Below are 21,245 nucleotides of genomic sequence, written 5' to 3'. Positions count from 1 at the left end.
TGCGCGGAGATGACGCTGCTTCAATGAAAACTGGAACGCGTTAAAACTGCCGAAACTCCTCCAAAGGCAGACCATTGTGTTCGACATAATCGTTTGACGACATAAGCGCTTGCCGATGGTCTTCACGCCACTGGGCGGTGCGGACTAAGGCAATCTCATTGCGCAATACGCGTTCGCAGATTTGCGCGGCATCGAGACCCAATGCGCGCGCTTCCACCAGCAGAGCGTCAGGCAGGGCTAGGTTAGTTACCTTGGACAACTACTCCCCCTCCTTAGTGGCAGCCTGACCTTCGACCAGAATGTCCCGCAGGGCTTGCAACTCGCGGTTCAGGGCATTGATCTCCGGGAAGGTCATGCCTGATCTCTGTAGCAGCGCGACGTTCAGGCAATTGCTGTCCGTCAGCCGCGCGCGGCCGGCCTCCGTCAGCGAAACCTGGACAAGCCGCTCATCCTCGCGACTGCGCTGCCGTGTCACCAGCCCGGCCTGTTCCAGCCGCTTCACCAGAGGCGTGACGGTGCTCGATTCCAGGGACAGCACTTCGGCAATGCTGCCGATGCTCTGCCCGTCCGTCTCGTTCAAAGCGTTCAGCACCAGATACTGCGGATAGGTGATGCCCATAGCGTCCAGCATCGGCTTGTACAGCCGGGTGACGGCCATGCTGGTGGCATAAAGCGTGTAGCAAATCTGGTCGTTGAGCGGAGCAGGCACGGGCAGGCCCTCTAAGTCTTGGAATCAGGACAGGTGCATGGCCGTATGGCATGCAATATCAGACTTATACCATAAAAATACATATCGCGATAATTAATGGATTGACGGCAGTTTCGAGGCGATCTAACAAGTGTTTACCGCGATAATGAATATCGCGACATTAATAGGATCGATCGTCATGGAACTTTCGAACAATGACACCTCGCGCCGCGGGCTGGTTCAGGTAGGCTTGGGCCTCGCCGCAGCGGCACTCCCTTTCGTCGCAGCGACCGGCTCTGCCGGTGCCGCCGAAAAGACGCCTGTCACGCCGCATCATCACACCGGAGGGCATTCCACCATGGGTAGCAGTTTCGTCACCGTCAAAGACGGCTCGCAGATCTTCTACAAGGATTGGGGACCGAAGACGGCGCAGCCGATCGTCTTCCATCACGGCTGGCCGCTGAGCGCGGACGACTGGGACGCGCAGATGATGTTTTTCCTGGCCGAAGGCTATCGCGTCATCGCCCATGACCGCCGTGGCCATGGCCGCTCCACCCAGACCGATACCGGCAATGAGATGGATACCTATGCCGCTGACGTCGATACGCTGTCGACGCATCTGGGCCTGGAAAACGCCGTCCATGTCGGCCATTCCACTGGCGGCGGCGAAGTCGCGCATTACGTCGCCCTCTACGGCACCAAAAACAAGGTCGCCAAGGCGGTGCTGATCGGCGCGGTGCCGCCCATCATGCTGAAGACGGCAGCCAATCCGGGCGGCCTGCCGATCGAGGTTTTTGACGGATTTCGTGCTGCGCAGGTGGCCAATCGCGCGCAGTTCTTCCTCGATGTCCCGAGCGGGCCTTTCTACGGCTTCAACCGCCCCGGCGCGCAGGTCTCGGAAGGCGTCATCCGCAATTGGTGGCGTCAGGGCATGATGGGCGGCACCAAGGCCCATTATGACTGCATCAAGGCCTTTTCGGAGACCGATTTCACCGAAGACCTGAAGACGATCGCGGTGCCGACCTTCGTCATGCATGGCGAGGATGACCAGATCGTGCCGATCGCCGATTCCGCGCTGCTGTCGATCAAGCTGCTGAAGCACGGCACGCTGAAGACCTATCCCGGCTATCCGCATGGTATGGCGACGACCCATGCCGAGGTCATCAACAAGGATCTGCTGGCCTTCATCAAAGCGTAAACTGGCCTGAAACGAAAAGGGGCGGCACCAGCCGGTGCCGCCCCGTCTTTATGTGGTCAGCGTCGGATGGAAACAGGTTATTCCTGTTCGGGCGCCGGCGCGGAATTGAGCTGGATGTAGTTTTCCAGGCCGATGAGCTTGATGAGGTCGAACTGGCGTTCGAGGAAGTCGAGATGCTCTTCCTCGTTTTCCAGAATTTCGGCCAGAAGATCGCGGGAGACGAAGTCGCGCACGCTCTCGCAATAGGCGATGCCTTCGCGCAGGTCCTGCGTCGCCTTCAGCTCGATATTGAGATCGGCCTGCAGGATCTGCTCCACCGTCTCACCGACCTGGATGGCGTTGAGGCGCTGGACGTTCGGCAGACCGTTCAGGAACAGGATGCGCTTGATCAGCTCATCCGCGTGCTTCATCTCTTCGATGGACTCGGCGTATTCATGCTTGCCGAGCTTGGTCACGCCCCAATGCTGTAGCGTGCGGGCATGCAGGAAATACTGGTTGATCGCCGTCAGCTCGTTCGTGAGCTGGGTGTTGAGATGTTCGACTACTTTCGGATCGCGCAACATCGGTCTCTCCACCGTTTCATGATTATTCGCCGCAACACCGTGCGGCGGCAGACCCGATGCCGGGCTGTCGCTGCTTATCGCTTAGGTGGTTGCAGCGGATCAAGTGGCAGATTCAAAGGGTTTTTTGGAGCCCAGGCGGATCAGGCGCCCTGGAGAGAAGCGGGGGCTTCGTCGGTGCGGATCAATTGCAGAAGCTTCTTGATGCAATTGCCACATTGGGCACGGCAGCCACAGGCGGCATAGACCTCGCTCGGGCGGGTCGCATTGCTCGCCTCAGCGGCGGCCTTCACCTGACGATCGGTCAGGGCATTGCATAGACAGACATACACGGTCGGCGTCTCCACGTCTGCAATTGCGAGTGACTTGCATTTACATAGCGGAACGCGTCCTGGGGTGGAAGTGCGAATAATTATCATTTTCGCAATCCAGCACCGCTCGCGCGCACGGGCGAAACAAAAAAGGCCCCGTGCAGAACACGGGGCCTTCGTTGAAACGCTAAAAGGGCGGGGGATCAGTCGCCGATCGCGTCCGGCGACAGCACCATGCAGGGCGAACGTCCGCGAATGCCCTGGCAGGCATTGACCGCCGCATTCTGTGACAGGCCGGCGAGGCGCGCCCGGTACAGCGTGTGCTGCGAGACCTGCACCGGCATCACGATGGAATGGGCGGCGGCAAGCTGATAGCGCTCGGCATGACGCGCGGCTTCCACGGCATGACGCGCGTCATTGGCGGACCCATAGGCACCGACCTGAATGCCCCAGCCGCCGCCCTGGCCACCGCCGAAGCCCGCCATGGGGGCGGCTTCCGCCGGTGCGATCAGATGCAGGCCAGTCGCGGCGCGCGGCTGATAGGGCGTGCTGGTCATCGGCTGGTTGACCTCGGACGAGAGGTCTTGCACGCCGCCGGACGCGATCACGCGTGGGCGCTGGTAATAGCTGGGTGCCGGCGGCGGGGGCATCGCGTTCTGGGCCAGATGGGTGCCGCTGGGCACCACGGCCGCCGGGGCCGCCTCATTCTGATAGCTCGGTGCGACCTGGAAGGTGGGCTGGGTCGCCGGCAGCGGCGCGGCCGCGACCGGAGACTGCTCGACGACCGCCGGCTGATAGCCGCCGCTGACCGCCGGCTGATAATTCGCAGCCTGCTGGATAGGCGCATTGACCTGACCGCCGGCGACGGCGGCGTCGGCCGCCGCTTCCTGCTGATCGACCTGGGCCGGGCTGGGGCGCGGGTCGTTGCTGGCGACCATCAAATCCGCCGGCACGGCGCCGCCGCCATTGGCGAGCAAGCCGGCGCTGTGATTGGCAACCTGCTGGGCATTGAGCGCGTCGGTGCTGGAATCGCCGCTGTCGTCGGACGAGGCGATGGGGGCGACGGTCGGCACTTGGTTCATGGCCACCATCGCTCCGGCACCGCCATGGCTGCCGGTGCTGCCACCTAGATAGCCGGCGCCGCCGACCAGACCGCCGCCCGTATTGGCCAGGCTGTTCGGGTCGCTGGCGCCGCCGCCGTTATAGGGCGCGGCGCTGGGCGCCGTCATGCTGTTCATGGCGAATTGGTCGGCCGGCGAACGGCCGCCCGGCATGTCGCCCTCGATATGCGGCTCGATCATCGCCAGGTAATGCGTTGTCTCCGCCGGCAGCGGGCGTCCATCGGTCAGATACTGATTGAGGCGCTGCGGGCCGGCATTATAGGCCGCCAGGAAGCCGGGCGAGCCGAAGAGGTCGTACATCTCGCGCAGATAGGCCGTGCCGGCCATGATATTGTCGCGGGGATTATAGGGATCGTTGCCCAGTCCGTATTGGGCCTCCAGCTCCTGATAGGTATCGGGCATCAGCTGCATCAATCCCATGGCACCGGGGCCGGAGGTGACGAGCTGGCCGTTGATATATTCGTTGCCGCCGGATTCAACGTGGATGACGCTGCGAATCCAGCTCGGCGGCACATCGAAGCGGCTGGAGGCTGCCAGAATATAGGGCCCCCAGGGATCGCTGGGCGGACCGGGCGGGGCGTAATTGCCGCTCGCATTGTCCTTATATTGGATGGCCTGCTGCGAGGACGACAAGTGGGAGTGATGCCCCGCGCAGGCGGCCAGCAGGCCCATCATGGCCAGGCCCAGGCCAAAACGCAGATGTCTTGCCCCACGGCTCACAACGGGAGAGGACGCGGAAATCGCCACGGTCGCGGATGCACGGGAAAGACAACCCTGGCCGACAAGACCAGAATCGGTCACTTCTCTAGGAGCATCGGGCGCGGTCACAGCAGCCTCCGTCGTGGCGCGGCCCAGGGAGCCGTTGAGTCACGACGGCGTGTTGCCGTCGTCTTCAAAGATTGCTTAATCCTGCTGGTCAGGAATCTGCCCTAACGCACTAATGGAATACAAAGTTTGGTGCAACATGAACCAGCATCGACCGGAGGCCGTCATGGCGAAAAGATTGCGATTAATGCAAAAAGCTAAGCCAAGCGGCAGCGAGGATAGCATCATCACAATTTCGCGCGATGTCAGGGCAGGTCTGGTCGGCACCGGATTTGCTTTTTTGGGAATTGCTTTGGCATCGCTGGTGGGGCTCGCCGGCTGCGCGGCACCCGCGCCGCGTGTGGTTTCAGTCTCGCCCGGTTCGGCGGCCACGGATCGCCTGCCGGCGACGGTTCTCGCCATCCGGCCGGTGCCGCCTGCCGCTCCGCAAGGGGAAGGCGCCATCCTCGCCGCCATGGGCAGCACTGGCAGCGCCCCCGTCGATCAGGCGGAGGTCATCCTTCGCACCGCCCAGGGCGGCATCGTCTCCGTCGTTCAGTCCGACATGACCGGGGTGACGGTCGGCGCCCATGTCGTGTTGCTGACCGTCCCACGCTTACAGATCGCCCGGCCCGGCTATACCACGCCGACAAGCTGAACGGGCTCTGGTCCCCACGGTCATCACGCGCTAAGCCTCTGCCGGGGCCCCCGTATGGGTTGCCCTGGCGGCTTCCCTGCACGTCAAGCCCTTGCCCCCTGAGAAAATTCCGCTAAGCACAGCCCATGCGTCATTTCCTGGATTTCGAGAAGCCGCTCGCCGAACTTGAGAACAAGATCGAGGAGCTGCGGCGGATGCCCGGCCCCGAGGGGCTCAGCATTGCCGATGAGGTTACCCGCCTGTCTGAAAAGGCAGACCGCCAGCTGCGTACGCTTTATGCGAAGCTGACGCCCTGGCAGAAGACCTTGGTCGCCCGCCATCCGGATCGGCCGCGCGCTCTGTCCTATATCGGCGCGCTGATCACCGATTATACGCCGCTCGGCGGCGACCGCGCTTTCGCGGAGGATGCGGCCATTGTCGGCGGTCTCGGCCGCTTCAATGGTCATGCCGTCATGGTGCTGGGCACCGAGAAAGGCACGGATACCGAAAGCCGCATCAAGCATAATTTCGGCAGCGCCCGGCCGGAAGGCTATCGCAAGGTCCGCCGCCTGGTCGAAATGGCCGGGCATTTTCGCCTGCCGATTCTGAGCTTCATCGATACCTCCGGCGCCTATCCCGGCGTCGATGCCGAGGCGCGCGGCCAGGCGGAGGCGATCGCCCGCGCCATCGAAGCCGGGCTGGCGGCGCCGGTGCCTTTCATCGCGACGGTGATCGGCGAAGGCGGATCGGGCGGCGCCATCGCGCTGGGCGCGGCGGACCGCGTGCTGATGCTGGAACACTCCATCTATTCCGTCATCTCGCCGGAAGGCTGCGCCTCCATCCTGTGGCGCGACGCGGCGGCGGCCCCCATGGCGGCCGAAGCGCTGAAGCTGACGGCAGACGATCTGCGCCGCTTCGACCTGATCGATGGCGTGATCCCCGAGCCCTTGGGTGGCGCGCATCGCGCGCCGGCCGAGACGATGGCGGCGGTGGGCGAGGCCATCAACACCGCGCTCGCCCCGCTTCTGAGCCAGACGCCGGAAGCCTTGAAGGCGCGGCGGCGCGAAAAATTCTTGGCCATGGGTCGTGAAGGCCTAGCCTGACCCGGTTCGGCCGCGCACAAAAGCGGGTCCGGGGCACGAGGCAGGATCGGCCCGACTGCGAAGGCTCGACTGCGAAGGAGCGTGCCGATGACGATCGCTGCCGTCACATGCGTGCGCGACGAGGCCGATAGTATCGAGGAGTGGATCGCCCACCACCTCACGCTCGGTTTCGACCGCATTCATATCTTCGACAATGGCAGCGAAGATCAGACCCGCGCCAAGATCGAGGCCGTGACCCGGCAAATCCCGGCGGTGACCGTGCAGTCCTGGCAGCCCGCGTCCGGCGAGCCGCAAAAGGCCGCTTTCGCGGCGGGGCTGGACCTGATGCGCGCCGAAAACGCCGAATGGTGCGCCTTTCTGGATGCCGATGAATTCATCGCCAATGCGGCGGCGGACCCACGGACGCCTGCCGGCCAGGAAGGCCTGGCAGATTTTCTGGCGCGCCACAAAGACCATGCCGCCATCGGGCTGAACTGGGCGATTTTCGGCAGTTCCGGCCATATGACGAAACCGGCAAGCCTGATGCAGCAGGCCTTTCTCTGCCGGGCCGAGGACGGTTTCTCGGTCAACCGTCACATCAAATCCATCGTGCGCCCGCATGCCGTCAAAGACGTGCTGCACGCGCATGGTTTCGTCCTCGATCATCCCTATTACACGGCGAATGGCGATGAGATCGTCTGGCGCATGTCCGAACATGGCAGCGCGGTGCAGCCCTTTGCCTATACCGAGAATTTTCCTAGCCTGAACGGTTGGCGCGTCAACCACTATTTCTGCCGCTGGCGTGGCCGCTGGGATGAAAAGATGCGCCTGTCGCGGCTGCGCGACGTCTTCTGGCGCTCGGAGCAGGATTGGGACCATCACGACCGCAATGAGGTCTTCGACGCGACGGCCTTGCGCTGGGCGCCTCAGGTGCGGGCGAAGATGGTGGAACTGGGCATGATCGCGGCAACCGTCGCGGCGGCGCGGGCGGCCGCGCCTGTAGTGGCGCCCGTCCCGGTTGCGGCCCCGGTTCCGGTCCAGGTCGCGCCGGCGCTGCCCGAGCGCGATACCCGCCTCTGACGCCGGGGCAAGGCTCCTGGAGTCTGGCGGCCTTCGTTAGTATTGCCCTTAACCGTCATGCCCGCGCAGGCGGGCATCTTCTTTCATGACGCAGCCTCAGCCAGAAGATTCCCGCTTTCGCGGGAATGACGATGTTTCAATCAAAACCTCACAGACTCTGACGTGAGGTCAGGACTTGGCCGTACCGTCGTTCCGCGCGGCTTCCTGCCGCTTTAGGACGCGGTCCAGATAGTCGCGCATCACCTGCGGGCGGCCTGCGCGGGCGATGCCCCAGAAATGCACCAGTCCGCTCAGCGGTTCGGTCGGCACAGGCGGCGGCCCTTCGAACCCATAGCGCACGTAAGTCGAAATCTCGTGCGTTTCGAAATGGGCCATTTTGTACGACACATAATTGGCGACCTCCTGATCGACCCAGTGCAGCGCGCTGCGCCCGCGCTGGCCCAGGATATTGCAGATCAGGCGGCGGATCAGCCGCAGATGGTGCCGCTGGCTCGGCAGGTTGGGAATGCCGATGGTGCCGCAATTGAACCCGCTGGCGAAGCCGGGATGCTCATGGTCATGCTGCAACAGGGCGGCACCGACGGAGGGCGCATGTTCCAGGCCGGAAAAGCTCTCGAGCGGCGCTGTCATCTTCTCGGACACGGCCATGGCGATCAGCATCGGCTGAATATCGGCATTGTAGATGATGTCCGGGTCCATATAGACCACGGGCTGATAGGCATCGGCCGCTTCATCCTCAAGGATGCAGTATTTGCCGGCAACAAAGCCGACCCAGTCACTGGCGATCAGCGGCTTCGCTGTTAGCTGGTCGGGCGCCATCCAGTGCATCGCGCGGTGGATTTCCCCCGCATCCTTGTCGGAATAGATCCAGACCTTGCCGCGATACTGCGCGGCGAGACTGAGTGAGATCAGGCTGTAGGACAGTTGCTGGAAAACATTGTCCTCGCCGAAAGCGAGGTAATAGATCAAAGGCCTGAACAGAAGAATTTCATTGATCTTCCATCCCTCCGACAGAACCGTGAAGCGGAAGGGCGCATGTTTCTGCTCGAAGGGCAGATTGTAGTTCAGCGGGATGGCGAGCGGCCCGATGTTGAGGCTGAATGCCTGGCCGAGGCCGATGGCGCCGGGCTCGACCAAAGCGCGGGTCGATTTGATGATCCAGCGGTCTTTCGACAAGGCCAGCAGAAAATCGAGGTCCGCGTCCGAACAGGGCAGGAAGCGCTCCCAGTCCTGTACCGCGCTGCGGTTGATCTCCAACAGCCCCTGGGGCGGAAGGCCAGCGTAAAACCCGTCCCTGGATAGGGCGACGGTGCGCGTGTCTGGGAAAGGATGGATGTCGCAGGCGCCCAGATGGCGAATATCGGCCGCCTCGGCCGCCACCGGCTTCTGCTCGATGAAATCGGCATAAGGCTGGCGGAATCTGTCCGGGTCCAGCGGAACGCGCAGAAGGTCGTCGCGGTCAAGCCCAGGGCTGAGCGGCACCTGCGTCACCTCGGAACTGCCAGGAACGCGGCTGAGCAGGGTGCCGTGGAAGGACAGGAGATAGAAATTCATGTCTAGACCTTATCGCCCTGGATGCCCGGCGGAAACAGCCCGCGAGCGCCGCCATGCAGGAGTTAACGGAAAATTGGTACGGCATCGACAGAAATGGTCAATTCATTTTCAGCAGTGTCATGCACGTGACATGGCTGGGGGCGGGTCCAGACCCGGCCGAGGGGCGGCTTTCCGGCCTCGCTGGGCGTTTTCTGCCATTGCCGACGCCATCGATCGGGCATTTAATCATTGCGATCATAAAATTGCATGGACAAGCAGGCATGTCTGAAGCTGCAATGATTGATTCGACATCAAATGACGCAATGCCGAAAGTTGACGTTGCCTTATGCGTCTACGGCCGGCCTTATAATACGGCGGTCACGCTGGCTTCCCTGTTGCGGCATAGCGGGCACCGGATCGGCAGAATTCTGTTGCAGGAAGACGGCACGCAACCCTTTGGGGAAACGGTCGACTATCTCAGTCGCTGTTTTCCGGGCGTTGAGATTGACCGGTATATTCCGCCGGTCCGCATCGGCCATGACTTCGTCGATACAGCCAGAATTCTGCGGGATGATGCCTATCGCCTGTCATTGCGATACCAGAAAGCCTGGGAGGACAGCGCCCAGGATTTTCTGTTTGTAACGCATAATGATTGTCTTTTCACCTCCGACATCATCAGCGAGATGGCGGCAGCGGCCAGCGATGTCTTCGTCGGCGTCGGGCAGATCGGCCAATGCTGGAATTGCCCGGCCGCTTTCGCGGAACTGTGCTCCGGGTCAAGCCATGAAGATTTTAAGCCCAGTTATGAGGAAGCGATTGCGGTCGTGCGCGCCCATCCCGGGCCGCGCACGCCGGAATGGTCCATTCAGAAGGACCGGCCGATGCCCTTCCCGGAATGCCGGCTGAATGAATTCGCCTGCCTCATCAGCCTCAAGGCCCTGCGCGGCGAAGTCGCGCCGGTCGGCGATATCCTGCCCTTCGGGTCCATGTCGGGGGATATCGGCACATCCTGGTTCCGCGCGCTCCGTCTGGCGGGCTATCGCTTCCTGGATTACGGGCGGGGCTTTCGCCATGCGCCCTTCTCCGATTCAGGGGCGGGCAATCCGTCGCAGCGCGATCATGGCATCTATCAGGTGCAGGAGGCGCGCGCCCGCGACTATCTCAGAACGCATTATCCGAAGGTCTTCGACCGCCTGACTGCTCTGCGATTGGTCACCCGCACGCTGAAGGGGCTGGAGACGGAGGCGGCAGGCTGAAACCCGCCCGGTGTCAGGGCTGGCCGTAGCGCATCACGATGGTATCGGCATCCAGCATCCCCAAGCGGCGGGCGACAAGGCTGCCGTCGGCACCCGGCTGCTGCGCCAGCCAGCCTTCGTAAAGCCCTTCCAGCACGGCAGCGAGCCAGGTGCCCGGCGGCTCGCCCCGGCCGCCGATGCGCGGCAGCCCGGCATGGCTCAAAATCAGGCAGGCGTCGGCTGGGGAGAAGGTGATGCGCACATGGCCCCAACCGAAATTCTCCAGCACCTCGTTCATCTCAAGGGCCAGCGCCGCGGTCGAGGTTTGGTGCGACAGCGGGTGCTGCAAGGCCATCTGCCGGCCCACGCCATGCAGCAGCGCGTCGCGCCCGGCCGCGCCGGCGACCGTATCCAGTTCCTCGGCCATGGCGCGCAGGAAGGGACGCCAGTCCGGCATGGGGCGATTGCTGCCGTCCCGGCGCGGATTGCTCCGCTGCGCCGGTCCGTCACCAGGTGCGCTGCTCGTCTCCAGGCTGTCGGGCATATCAGGAAATTGTCCCGTTAAGCATGGTCATTCCGAATCCGTAAACGTATAGCGGGCGAAGGCCATCATGTCAGCTTCATTCCAATTGCCGGACTTCTGGTAGGCGGCGGTGCCACCGACGGTCAGCATCGGCGTCAGATGATATTCGAAACTGCCGTTGACGCCGCCAGCAATGCCGGTCTGGTTGTCGCTGTCATAGGTCGCCTGAACCTGGGCATTGGATGCAGCGATGGAGACGGCGCCAGCCTGTAGCGTGGGATTGTTGGGATAGAGATTGCCGCCATCGGCGTTGAAGGTCTGCAAACCGACGGAAGCACCGAGCTTATAGGTCAGCTTGCCGCGCGTCGCCGTCCAACTCACCGGGAACATGGCCGCCACATAGGTCTGCGGGCTGAAATAGCCGCCATAGCCCAGGGTGAAGTGATCCTCGTTCTTGGAATAGCCGAAATAGATGAGGTCAAGCCCGACGCGCACTTCATCGGCCGGCGTCTTATAGACCGGGTAGCTGCCGCCCGCGCCGAGTTCGATCTCGCTATTGCTCATGACGTTCTGGCCGTTCAGCCAGTCATAACCGCCGCCGGCATAGAAGCTGGCGAGACCAGGATTGAACTCCAACTGGCCATGCACGCGGGTGCGGGTGACGCCGCCCCAGGTCGTGCCAGTCAGCGGATCGCTGGTGCCGGCATAGGAAAGCAGGCTATCCGCCACCGCCCGGCGCTCACCCGTCGCGCGGAAGGTAAGCTGGTTGGTGATCTGCGGTGCCAGTTCAACGCCGCCGATAATATTGCTGATCTTGAAGCCGATCGGCGTGGAGCCGATATCGGCGGACAGCCAGTCATATTTGTAGCTCAGGTCAAGGCCAAGACCGGTCGCGGTCTGCTGGCCGATAGCGGGGATTCCGGCGCTGGAATTGAAAAGCGCGGCACCGAACTGGTCCTGATCATAGATCGCTGAACCGACCGATCCGGCGGAAAGATAGGTCGGCGTCGCCGTCATTGTCACCCGGCCGACACCACCCGGCGAGAAGCTGGCCTCGATGGGCACGCCGAAATTGGCGAGCTGGCTGGTGCCGGCGCTGCCCGAGCGCAGCTGCAAGGTTGTGCTGGCACCGATATAGGGCGCGATATTCGTCTTGATCGTCTCGATACGGGTATCGAGATCGGCGATCATCGGGTCGTTGCCCGAGGCGGTACTGGCCGAGGGCGCCAGGCTGGACTGCGCACTGGCCAGCGTGCTGCCGCCTGTCACCAGGCCACTGCCCGCCAGGACGCCGGTCGGCACGGTCGCAGCACTGTCCATGCTGCTGCTGTCAGGCCCGTTGCGGAAGGGATTGGTGGAGACCGCACCCAGCGCCATCGCCGCATTGCCGTTGGACGCCAGCATGAAGCTGGGATTGGCGCCGCCGGGGACGCTGGCATAGCCCAGCTGCTGTTCGCGCAGCGCGCGCGCCTGCCGCAGGTCATGCAGCGCATCGGCCTGCAATCCGCGCGCCTGCGCGATATCGGCGGCCAGGATCCAGTTCTGCGGATCGTTCGGGTTCTGCGCCATATTGTCGGTGACCATGCGGGACGCAAGGCTGTAATCGCCGGTCTGGATGGCGGCGGCGACCGCCCCCTGGCGGGCGTCCGCGTTGTTGGGGTCGATCGCCAGGATGCGCTGGTTGATGGCCAGCGCCTTCTGCGGCTGGTCGGCAGTCTGATACAGCCGGGCCAGCGCGCTGTTGAGCGCCGGGTCGTTCGGGGTGCGGGACAGCGCCGGGGCCAGTTGGTCATAGGCATCCGCCGTGCGGCCGGCAGTATTGAGATTGTCCGAACTGCGGATGGCGATGCCGTTCTGCAAACCTTGCAGGCTCTGCTGCTGGTCCGGCGTCAGCTGATCGGGGGAGATGGCGGCGAGCAGGGTGGCGGCGGCACCCGGGTTGCCGGCGGCCAGCAGCCCCTGCGCCCAGTTCAGCCGCGCGGCGGCCCCGGCATTGGGATTGGTGGCGGCAGCGGTCTGGATGGCGGCCAGCGCGTCGCTGGGATCGGAGAGAGACACGAAGGCCTTGGCGATGGCCAGCCCCCGCGCGCCCGTCGGGTCCGGCTTGGCGGCCAGAAGCAGCAATTGCTGCCGCGCGCTCATGGGGTCGGCCGGGGCCATGGCGACGGCAGCCGCGATCTGGCCCTGCACCTGGGCCTGATCGAGCACGGCCTGCATTTCGGGCGTGCGCTGGCGGCGCGGCACCATCTGCACCAGCCGCGCGGCTTCGGCCGGGTCGTTCTGCTCATTGGCGAAGATGATGCCGGCCTGCACGGCGGCGCTCGACGGGCGGGAGACGTCGGTCACCGCCGCCATCACCGTCTGCGCCTCGCCGGCCTGGCCGTTGGCCGCCAGGGCGCGGGCCAGATTGAGGCGCAGCCAAGGGTCGGAGGGGGCCGCGTCGACGGCCGAGCGATACAGCGCGATCTTGCCGGCGGCGTCCGGCATATTGGCGGCCTGCTGGGCCAGCAATTGCGCGCGCGCCTGCTGAGACAGGTTGCCGCCGCTCTGCTCCACCTCGGCCAGCAGGGCATTGGCGTCCGACTGATTGCCTTCGCGCGACAGCACGCCGGCCAGCGCCATCTTGATTCCGTTATTGTCCGGCTGCTGGGCCAGAAGACGGCGATATTGCGCTTCCGCCGCCGGCAGGTCGCCGCGGCGGCTGGCGGCCTGGGCGCTGGCGAAGGCCGCCCCCGTCTGCGACCCGGCCAGGGCCGCGCGCAATCCCGGACCCTGTTTCGGGTCCAGCGCGATGGCGCGGTTGATCATCGTCGTCGCGTCGGCGGTCTTGCCCTGGCGCAGCAGCACCAGGCCGAGGCCCGCCGTGGCGCCGGCATCCTTCGGGTCGGTGTTCAGCGCGGTCTGAAACAGCGTCTGCGCCTGGGCCAGATCGCCGCGATGATAGGCGTCGTAGCCTTCGCGCGACGCCTGGGCGCCGGGCGCCTCGGCCGGCGGCTTCAGCGCATTGGCCAGCAGGGTCTGGGTCGAATCGTCATTCGGGTAGCGCGCCTGATAGGCCTTGATGGCGGGGGCCGAACTGGGATCCTGCGGCAGCCAGGCCAGGGCCTGATGCCAGCTGTTCTGCGCCTGGGCGCTGATAGACGGAATGGCCGTCAGCGCTTGCAGGCGGTCGATGCCCTGTTGGCGCGTATCCTGGCGATAGGTCAGTGCCTGGGCATAGGCCAACTGGGCACGCAGGTCGTTCGGGTTGCGCCGCGCGGCATCCGCTAGACCCTGCACCGAGCCGGTATAGCCGTTCTGCGTGGCACCCAGCGTCTGGTAATATTCGACGGCAAGGGAATCCGGCGGCGCGCCCGTGCCGAAGACGGATTGATAGGCTTGCACGGCCTGCTGCGCATTGCCCTGCTGGGCCAGCTGGCGCGCGTTGTTGAGCGCATCGGGACTGATGGCGCCGACGCGCACCGCCTGCTGCACCTTGTAGATTTCCGAGGCATTGGGGCTGCTGTGCTGAAGGGTCTCAAGCGTCTGCTTGGCCTGGGCGTCATTGCCCTGGCTGGCCTGGACCTCGGCGACGATGGCCAGCGCCTGCGGGTTATTGGGCGAGAGTTGCAGGGCGCGCTGGGCGGCATCCATGGCGCGGGTCGGGTTGTTTTGGTCGCGCCAATAGGCTGCCTGCTTCAGCAGCACGTCCAGCGCCGGATTGCCGGTCGAAGCCGGGGCGGCAGCCCCCTGGGCCGCGGCCTGCTGGGCCTGCTGCTGGGCTTGCTGCTGCGCAACCGTTTCCGGTGCCGGAGCCGGAGCCGGCTGCGCTTGCGCTTGCGGTTGCAACGGCACCGGCTGTGTCTGGGCGAAGGCCGCCGCTGGCAGCATGGCGGCCGCCAGGGCGATCAGCGAGACCCCGTGAAAACGCGACAAGGACATGTGCAGGCGAGGGATCATTGATCTTCCCCCAGCGCCTTGAGGCGGACGGCGGCGCGGCGGCGCAGCGTGGCGTGCAACGCCAGCGTCAGCAGCACGCAGCCGATGATCATGACGATGACGATCATCAGCGGCTGGTTACGCAGCATATAGCTCGGCCACATCCAGAAGGGGATCGAGCCCACGGTATAGGTCGGCTGGAGGCGGTAGGATGTCACCTGGCCGCCCGACAGGATGCTGAAATCGCCCTGAATGAGCGGGTTCAGCGTCGGGTCGGTGAAGCCGGTCATGATCGTGTCCAGCCCCTGCGGCGTGCCGGCCAGCAGGGCCACGACGGTGTGGTGGCCGGACCCGAAGGGCGAGCGCCCGCTGGCGACGATGGCCGTGTCCTGGTTGGTCGCGGCGGACAGAGTCGCGGCCGCGCGCTGCTGATCGTTGCGGTGACCACCCCCGAACAGCTGGTAAATCGTGCCGAGCGGGCTGTCGTTCAGCTTCAGCGTCATCTGTCCGTTGTCGAGCGACAGCGGCATGTTCTGCATGACGTCGGTCAGGCTGCCGAGATGGGCGATCGTGCCGATGGCGACGATGTCCTTGTCATGCATCGAGGCCTCTTCCTCCGGCCGCACCACCGTCGCGCGCAGCGTCGGGTAGCCCGTCCAATAGCCGAAGCGGCCCATCAGGCGCAGATAGGCGCTCAGTTCGCCGGTGGACGGCGTATCCGGCACCATCACGGCGGTGTTCGACAGATCGGCCATCTGGGTGAAGGGGAAGCCGGCGCTGACGAAAAAGGCAAGATTGGGCATAGCCGCGAAATGATAGGCGCGGCCGAGGCTGATGGTGGAATTGGGATCGATGCCGAGCGTCGGATCGGCCGGAGCAGCCACGCAGGCGCCACGGTTCAGCGGTCGCGTGTCGAAGAAGAATTGCAGCGCGTTGGCGCCGAAGACGTCATAGGGCGGCACATAGACCGTGTGGAACGGACCGGTGGCGCCGATCACGGGCAGCCAGTCGCGCCACCAGGCGCCGGTTTCCGCCTGCGCCAGCGGGATCGAGTGCAGGTAGATGCCGTTGATGCCGATATCCAGGCGTGAAAGCGCAAGGTTTTCGATTGGCGCGGGTGGCGCCCGGAAGGCGACATTGAGCGGGAAGCCGCGATCGCGCCAGGTGTAGAGATCCGGCGGCACGCGGAAGCTCACCTGAACCAGCGTGTCATAGCCGGTGCCGTTGAGGTTATGGCTGTCGGTGATCTGGCCCAGCCGTATCGGCTTGTTGGTGGAAAGCCAGGCTGGGGCATCATAGGGCTGGCGCGGCGGCACGTCCGGCGGCGTCACCTGCACCGTCGTGCCGCCCATGGTGCGGTAGCCGAGTGCCAGAGCCGTCGCCGCCTGCACGGCTTCAGACCCGTCACGGCCGGCGATCACCAGCAGCGTACCCAGCGGATCGGTGGGGTTAGGGATCAGCGAGACGCTGGGCCCGGTAATGGGCGGCAGGCCGGGCAGGTTGTTATTGTTGCCGACCACGACCATGACGGCATTGCCGCTGGGCGGGGTGGTGGAGACGGGGAAGCTGGCGCTGCGGAAATCCGCCTGCTGACCGAACCAGGAGGCGACGATGCCGGCGGCCTGCAAGGTGGCGTCGTCGGGCTGGCCCGGCAGGACGAAGGGCAGCATCAACATGCTGTTGTCATGCTGGTCGAAGAAGGGCAAGGGCAGCTGGCCCAGGTCGCGCTGCGGCGGCAGATGCTGCACGGTCAGCGTGATCGTCGAATTGTTGTAGACCGTACCCCAGATGAGGCCGCTCAGCAGATCGTTGCACTGCTGCGTATAGGCGCCGGTCAGCCGGAAATTCAGCGAATTCGCGCCCTGGAAGAACACGGGGTTGATCGGCAGCGACAGGGTGAAATTGCTTTGATGCTGCGCGACCGGAATGGTGCCGACATATTGATCGTTCAACGTGACGGTGATGTTGCTCAGCGCCGGGATCAATGCCGGGGACATGGCACCCGACAGGTTCAGGGTGGCGCCGGTTACGACCTCGTCGCTGCGCACGCCGAACTGTACGCCTTGCAGCGAACTGGTGCCGCGCAAGGCCAGCTGGCCGCTCGCCCCGAGCTGTTTCAGCGTGAAGGTCTGGGTGTCGACGCTGCCCGTCGGAATGGCGGCGGCAGGGGCTGCCGCTGCCGGCTGGGCGGCCGGCGCCGTGGCGGCGGGCGAGGGCGAGGGCGTGGCAGCCGGATTGGGCACGCTGATATTGGGCAGCGGCACGCCGTCCCCCGTTGCGGCGGCCGTGGGCAGGGGCCGGATGGTGGTCGTCTGCGCATGGGCGGCGAAGGGCGTCAGCGCCAGAAGCAGCAGTACGACGCCGGCAGCGGCAGCGGTCTTGGAGGCGGCTGCCGCCGGGGCGGGCGCATCGCCCGTCATGCCCATATTGGCGCGAGCAAGGCCGCTGCGGATGGCAGCCTCGATCTGCGCCTTTTCCTGCGGCGTGGCTTGCACCTTCTCAGGCGGACGGAACAGTCCGCCGATCGAATGCAGCACGTTCCAAAGGCTGACCAGCGGCCGGTCCTTGGGGAAGTCGGTCCACTCCACCCAGGCATCCGCACGACCGAAGACGCTTTGAATGATGGCCGATTCGTCAGCCAAAGTCTTCGGCTCAAAATTCAGAAGCATTTCTTTTTCGTTCCAGCGGAGATAGCGGGACGGGATAAGGGCGGACCCGCTGGGTAGCGGAATTTCGAGGAGAATTTCCTGATCATCGGGCATTTCCTCGGGACGCGTCACAAGTGTGCGCGCGCCGCTTTGCGACAGGTTCTGCACGCGGCCGGTGAAGACGCGCCCGTCGGACAGATGCACGATCGCCGGCAGGTCGACGCGCACGCGGGCGCGGGCGCGCAGCTGCTGGCGCTCACGCCCGACGGCGAGGGCCGCAAGCAGGATCAGCAGGCTGATCGTGGCCCAGACGGTGTTGAGCAGAAGCGCCTGAAATTCCAGCGTCGTCGTCTTCCAGAAGATCATGCTGTAGACGCCGCGCAGGATGCCCAGAAAGACCACGAAGGCGCAGATGATATTCGGATAGACGGCGCGCAGGTCGAAGAACCCCTGGTTCAGCGTGCCGCCCTTGTCGGTCACGTTGAACTTGCCGGCCCGGGGGTTGAGCATGGTGACGATGGTGACGCGCACCAGGAACAGCGCCAGCACCGTCTCGTAGATTTCGCTCCAGAAGGAATGGCGCCAGTTGCGCTGGATGCGCGAGGCCGTCGCCACCGAGTGGAAGATATGCGGGATCGCATAGGCGGCGATCGCGAAGGGCGACGCCGCGATCATGTTCTGGAACAGCAGCAGATAGGCGAGCGGCGAGACCAGGAAGATCAGGCGCGGAATGCCGAAGAAGAAATGCACCATCGCATTCATGTAGCAAAGCCGCTGGCCGAGTTGCAGGCCCGGCCCCATCAGCGGATTATCGAGGCGGAAAATCTGCATCATGCCGCGCGCCCAGCGGATACGCTGGCCGATATGCAGGATCAGACGCTCGGTCGCGAGACCGGCCGCCAGGGGGATCTTCTGATAGCCGGAACTCCAGCCGCGGCGATGCAGCTTCAGCATGGTATGGGCGTCTTCGGTCACTGTCTCGGTCGCGAAGCCGCCGATGGATTCAATCGCCGCGCGACGGATGACGGCGCAGGAGCCGCAGAAGAAGGTCGCGTCCCAATAGTCGTTGCCGTCCTGTAGCAGGCCGTAGAACAGGTTGCCTTCGGGCGGCACGCGCTGGCCGGCGGCCAGATTCCGCTGGAAAGGATCAGGCGAGTAGAAATGGTGCGGCGTCTGCACCATGGCCAGGTTCTTTTCCCTCACCAGCCAGCCGACCGTCAGCTGTAGGAAGGCGCGCACGGGAATATGGTCGCAGTCGAAGATGGTGATGAACTCACCCTTCGTGACCGTCATGGCGTGGTTAAGATTGCCGGCCTTGGCGTGCTTGTTGTTCGGGCGGATGAGATAGCCGACACCGGCCTCGGCGGCGAAGCGGCGGAATTCATCACGCTTGCCGTCGTCCAGGATATAGACGCGGAACTTGTCCGTCGGATAATCCAGCGCGGCGCAGGCCAAAACTGTTGCGCGGACAACGTCCATGGATTCGTTGTAGGTCGGAATATAGACGTCGACCGTCGGCCATTCCTCGGGGTTGTCCGGCAAGGGCACGGGCTTGCGGCTCAGCGGCCAGGCGGTCTGGATATACCCCAGCACGAGCACGACGACCGCGTAGAATTCCGCGATGACGAGCAGCGAGCCGAGCAGCAATTGCGTCGTCGTCTGAAAGGTCAGCGTCTCGGTCGCGCGCCAGTAGATATAGCGCGCCGACATGGCGAGAGACAGGATCGACAGGAACAGCGTCACGCGCTTGTCGCTGAAGCGATTGGCGACCAGGAACAGAACGGCCGTGGCGACGCCAACGGCCGCCTGCTGGCCCACCGTCAGCGGCACTGTCGCGATGGAGGCCAGCATGGCGATGCCCACCACCAGGCAAACGATACCGCTGATCTTGTTGTTGAAGAGATCGGACATCCGCGTTCTTCCGCCGGCTTCTGAAGCGCTCATCAGGATTGGGTCGAGGTCGGGGCTGGCGCGGGTTCGCCATCCTCGGATGGGACATCGCTGCGGGGGCCTTGCGCCATCATGTCCACGATCTTCTTGGCGATAGCGGCGATATCCTGGGCCGCCTTGCTGCCCGGCGCATAGCCGTTGACCGACGCCTGACGGGCCAGCGCCTCGGGCACATGCTCGTCGCGATAGACGCGGCCGAGCAGGCGGCTGCCCAGATGGCGCTCGGCGGCCTCGGCGGCGGCGCGGGACAGTCGGCTGCGCATATCGATCTGGTTGACGATGAACCCGGTGCGGTCGATGGGAAAAGGTTTTCCGGCGGCGCTGCGATACATGCCGCGTCCGTCGATCTTGGGCAGCTGCACGATGGAAGCGGCGTCGGACAGCAGAACGACGACCATGAAATCGGCAAGCGTCGCGACGACCGAGGATGCAACACCCGGACCGGGCGGCGTATCGACGATGATGACGACCTCGGGGTCAGCCAGGATGTCGCGCAGCGGTGCCAGCAGCAAAGCCGGCTGCGCGATCAGATCGGCGTTGATCGCAAAACTCTGCTGGAAGGTCGAATGGCCGTGGGGCAGCAGGGCGATGCCGGACGGCGTCATCTGCAAATGCATCTGCCAGGCCCGCCTTGGGTCAGGCGCGGTCGTCAGAGACGTGATGAAGCCGGCGCGCTCATAGGGGTCAGCGCCGAAATGCATGCCGAGCGCATTCTGTGTATCGAGGTCGAGCGCGACCACGCGGTAGCCCGCGCGTGCGAATTCATGCGCGGTATTGGCGGCCAGGGTCGTCTTGCCGACGCCGCCTTTGGGAGATGCGAAAACAATCAGCGGCATGCGTGCAGACCGTCAGAATGAAACGAGAGGTCAAGGCCAGGTCGAGGCGGATGTGTCATCACTGGCCACCGCGCGCACGTTGCAGGGCCGCGAAGACCTCGGCGAGATTAACCGGTTCGGCGGCGGCCGGCGGTTGGACAGGTGCCGCTGCCGGCGCTGCGCCATAGGGCAATGCGCCCGGCGGCGGATAGGGATAGGGCGCTGGCGGGTAGGCCGGCGGATATCCCGGAGGCGCATAAGGCGCCGGTTGGGGCGGATAAGGCGACGCGTAAGGCGGCGGATAGCCCGCGCCCGGTGGCGGATAAGGATATCCGGGCGCATAGGCCGGCGGCGGATATCCGGGCGGATAGCCAGGGGCCATCGGCGGCTGCTGTGCCGGGTAATAGGCGTGCGGCGGCGGATATCCGGGAGCATAGCTCTGCTGAACGGCAGCCGGTTGAGGCGGCGGCGGAGCATAGGCGGGTGCCGGTGGCAATGGCGCCGGTGGCTGCTGCGCATAGACGGGTGCCGCTTGCTGCGGCGGAGGCGGTTGCTGGGTGTAGACGGGCGCGGCCGGCTGAGGCGCCCCCGGCTGAGGCGCGGCCGGCTGAGGCGCGGGCGGTTGCGGGGACAAGCGCTGGATCAGGTCCGCGTGGCTCCGCAATGGCGGCAGGGGCGCGGCCGGCTGAGGCGGTGGCGGCTGCGGTGCGGGCGGCTGCGGTGCGGCATAGGCGGGTGCGGATGGCAATTCGGGGCTGGCCGGTTGTGCAGTCGCTCTCAGCGCGGCCTGTTCCGCCAGCGCCTGGTCGAAGGGTGACATGACGACCTCGGGCTCGGGCGGGGCGGGCAATTCGTCGCCCGGGCGCTTTACCGAGTCGACCGAGACATCTCCCACCGAAGGCACTGCGCGCGACAGCAGCGGAAAAATCTCGCGCACATGGCCGCCTTCGCCCGGGGCTGGGTTTTCGGTCTTCAATTGGGGTTCGCTTTTCGACGGCCGCAGGATCGCCGTCTCGAAAGCGCGCGACGCGCTTTCATTTCCGGTCACGGCGCGTTCCTGGCTGGCCCGGTAGCGGATCGGCGCCGCGCCGAAAGCCGCCATCACCTTGTCCACATCAGCTTGAGACCTAGTCATTGCCTAA

General features: G+C 64.7%; 16 protein-coding genes. 5 read left to right on the top strand and 11 right to left on the bottom strand.

Going from position 1 to position 21,245, the window contains the following annotated elements:
- Positions 1–40: 40 nt before the first annotated feature.
- Together ASILVAE211_RS14415 and ASILVAE211_RS14410 are read right to left on the bottom strand one after the other, a co-directional pair.
- Positions 41–259, bottom strand: a complete 219-nt coding sequence (locus tag ASILVAE211_RS14415) for a type II toxin-antitoxin system CcdA family antitoxin (RefSeq protein ID WP_227322034.1) — start codon at positions 257–259, stop codon at positions 41–43.
- On the bottom strand, positions 260–709 hold the full coding sequence (locus ASILVAE211_RS14410; protein WP_227322033.1) for a MarR family winged helix-turn-helix transcriptional regulator: 450 nt from the start codon (positions 707–709) through the stop codon (positions 260–262).
- 337 nt (positions 710–1,046) lie between these two features.
- Here ASILVAE211_RS14410 and ASILVAE211_RS14405 point away from each other — a divergent pair, with 337 nt between their 5' ends.
- Positions 1,047–1,886, top strand: a complete 840-nt coding sequence (locus tag ASILVAE211_RS14405) for an alpha/beta fold hydrolase (RefSeq protein WP_227322230.1) — start codon at positions 1,047–1,049, stop codon at positions 1,884–1,886.
- A gap of 77 nt (positions 1,887–1,963) precedes the next feature.
- Here the strand turns inward: ASILVAE211_RS14405 and bfr are convergent, their stop codons facing one another.
- The 3 genes from bfr to ASILVAE211_RS26340 all read right to left on the bottom strand — a co-directional run bounded on the left by bfr (position 1,964) and on the right by ASILVAE211_RS26340 (position 4,553).
- A complete protein-coding gene (gene bfr / locus ASILVAE211_RS14400) occupies positions 1,964–2,449 on the bottom strand; it encodes a bacterioferritin (protein ID WP_227322032.1) in 486 nt (161 codons plus the stop codon).
- 140 nt (positions 2,450–2,589) lie between these two features.
- Complete coding sequence (locus tag ASILVAE211_RS14395) at positions 2,590–2,778, bottom strand: (2Fe-2S)-binding protein (RefSeq protein ID WP_227322031.1); 189 nt, start codon at positions 2,776–2,778, stop codon at positions 2,590–2,592.
- A gap of 182 nt (positions 2,779–2,960) precedes the next feature.
- Complete coding sequence (locus tag ASILVAE211_RS26340) at positions 2,961–4,553, bottom strand: transglycosylase SLT domain-containing protein (RefSeq protein ID WP_406566068.1); 1,593 nt, start codon at positions 4,551–4,553, stop codon at positions 2,961–2,963.
- A gap of 337 nt (positions 4,554–4,890) precedes the next feature.
- Here ASILVAE211_RS26340 and ASILVAE211_RS14380 point away from each other — a divergent pair, with 337 nt between their 5' ends.
- From ASILVAE211_RS14380 to ASILVAE211_RS14370, 3 genes are all read left to right on the top strand, one after another.
- A complete protein-coding gene (locus ASILVAE211_RS14380; protein WP_227322030.1) occupies positions 4,891–5,340 on the top strand; it encodes a hypothetical protein in 450 nt (149 codons plus the stop codon).
- A gap of 125 nt (positions 5,341–5,465) precedes the next feature.
- Positions 5,466–6,422, top strand: a complete 957-nt coding sequence (locus ASILVAE211_RS14375) for an acetyl-CoA carboxylase carboxyltransferase subunit alpha (RefSeq protein WP_227322029.1) — start codon at positions 5,466–5,468, stop codon at positions 6,420–6,422.
- 87 nt (positions 6,423–6,509) lie between these two features.
- On the top strand, positions 6,510–7,481 hold the full coding sequence (locus ASILVAE211_RS14370; protein ID WP_227322028.1) for a glycosyltransferase family 2 protein: 972 nt from the start codon (positions 6,510–6,512) through the stop codon (positions 7,479–7,481).
- A gap of 168 nt (positions 7,482–7,649) precedes the next feature.
- Here the strand turns inward: ASILVAE211_RS14370 and ASILVAE211_RS14365 are convergent, their stop codons facing one another.
- Positions 7,650–9,035 carry a hypothetical protein gene (locus ASILVAE211_RS14365; RefSeq protein WP_227322027.1) on the bottom strand — a complete coding sequence of 462 codons (1,386 nt, stop codon included), beginning with the start codon at positions 9,033–9,035 and terminating at the stop codon, positions 7,650–7,652.
- A 302-nt stretch (positions 9,036–9,337) separates the two neighbouring features.
- On the opposite strand from ASILVAE211_RS14365, the gene ASILVAE211_RS14360 reads away from it, so the two are divergent.
- Positions 9,338–10,270 carry a hypothetical protein gene (locus tag ASILVAE211_RS14360; RefSeq protein ID WP_227322026.1) on the top strand — a complete coding sequence of 311 codons (933 nt, stop codon included), beginning with the start codon at positions 9,338–9,340 and terminating at the stop codon, positions 10,268–10,270.
- A 13-nt stretch (positions 10,271–10,283) separates the two neighbouring features.
- Here ASILVAE211_RS14360 and bcsD read toward each other — a convergent pair whose 3' ends face one another.
- Genes bcsD through ASILVAE211_RS14335 form a run of 5 tightly spaced genes read right to left on the bottom strand, consistent with a single transcriptional unit; the run spans position 10,284 to position 21,238 of the window.
- Positions 10,284–10,793 (bottom strand): cellulose biosynthesis protein BcsD, encoded by a 510-nt coding sequence (gene bcsD / locus ASILVAE211_RS14355; RefSeq protein WP_227322025.1) that lies wholly within the window; start codon positions 10,791–10,793, stop codon positions 10,284–10,286.
- Positions 10,794–10,820: 27 nt separating this feature from the next.
- Entirely contained in the window at positions 10,821–14,711 is a 3,891-nt protein-coding gene (locus ASILVAE211_RS14350; RefSeq protein WP_227322024.1) for a cellulose biosynthesis protein BcsC, read from the bottom strand.
- Positions 14,708–19,249, bottom strand: coding sequence for a UDP-forming cellulose synthase catalytic subunit (bcsA, locus tag ASILVAE211_RS14345; protein WP_227322023.1), 4,542 nt, complete (start codon positions 19,247–19,249; stop codon positions 14,708–14,710). Before bcsA ends, ASILVAE211_RS14350 begins: the two co-directional genes overlap by 4 nt.
- A gap of 32 nt (positions 19,250–19,281) precedes the next feature.
- The gene (locus ASILVAE211_RS14340) at positions 19,282–20,124 is read right to left on the bottom strand and encodes a cellulose synthase operon protein YhjQ/BcsQ (protein ID WP_227322022.1); all 843 of its coding nucleotides are present in this window, start codon (positions 20,122–20,124) and stop codon (positions 19,282–19,284) included.
- Between the two features lie 58 nt (positions 20,125–20,182).
- Positions 20,183–21,238 (bottom strand): hypothetical protein, encoded by a 1,056-nt coding sequence (locus ASILVAE211_RS14335; protein ID WP_227322021.1) that lies wholly within the window; start codon positions 21,236–21,238, stop codon positions 20,183–20,185.
- Between the last annotated feature and the right edge of the window lie 7 nt (positions 21,239–21,245).

The sequence above is a fragment of the Acidisoma silvae genome (assembly GCF_020618775.1).
Classification (GTDB): Bacteria; Pseudomonadota; Alphaproteobacteria; order Acetobacterales; family Acetobacteraceae; genus Acidisoma; species Acidisoma silvae.
This window is presented reverse-complemented; position numbering and strand designations above follow the sequence as displayed.

Coding starts and splice junctions, on each gene's coding strand:
- ASILVAE211_RS14405 (WP_227322230.1), top strand. CDS start 1,047: ATGGGTAGCAGTTTCGTCACCGTCAAAGACGGCTCGCAGATCTTCTAC.
- bfr (WP_227322032.1), bottom strand. CDS start 2,449: ATGTTGCGCGATCCGAAAGTAGTCGAACATCTCAACACCCAGCTCACG.
- ASILVAE211_RS26340 (WP_406566068.1), bottom strand. CDS start 4,553: ATGATGGGCCTGCTGGCCGCCTGCGCGGGGCATCACTCCCACTTGTCG.
- ASILVAE211_RS14380 (WP_227322030.1), top strand. CDS start 4,891: ATGCAAAAAGCTAAGCCAAGCGGCAGCGAGGATAGCATCATCACAATT.
- ASILVAE211_RS14375 (WP_227322029.1), top strand. CDS start 5,466: ATGCGTCATTTCCTGGATTTCGAGAAGCCGCTCGCCGAACTTGAGAAC.
- ASILVAE211_RS14370 (WP_227322028.1), top strand. CDS start 6,510: ATGACGATCGCTGCCGTCACATGCGTGCGCGACGAGGCCGATAGTATC.
- ASILVAE211_RS14365 (WP_227322027.1), bottom strand. CDS start 9,035: ATGAATTTCTATCTCCTGTCCTTCCACGGCACCCTGCTCAGCCGCGTT.
- ASILVAE211_RS14360 (WP_227322026.1), top strand. CDS start 9,338: ATGCCGAAAGTTGACGTTGCCTTATGCGTCTACGGCCGGCCTTATAAT.
- bcsD (WP_227322025.1), bottom strand. CDS start 10,793: ATGCCCGACAGCCTGGAGACGAGCAGCGCACCTGGTGACGGACCGGCG.
- ASILVAE211_RS14350 (WP_227322024.1), bottom strand. CDS start 14,711: ATGATCCCTCGCCTGCACATGTCCTTGTCGCGTTTTCACGGGGTCTCG.
- bcsA (WP_227322023.1), bottom strand. CDS start 19,249: ATGTCCGATCTCTTCAACAACAAGATCAGCGGTATCGTTTGCCTGGTG.
- ASILVAE211_RS14340 (WP_227322022.1), bottom strand. CDS start 20,124: ATGCCGCTGATTGTTTTCGCATCTCCCAAAGGCGGCGTCGGCAAGACG.
- ASILVAE211_RS14335 (WP_227322021.1), bottom strand. CDS start 21,238: ATGACTAGGTCTCAAGCTGATGTGGACAAGGTGATGGCGGCTTTCGGC.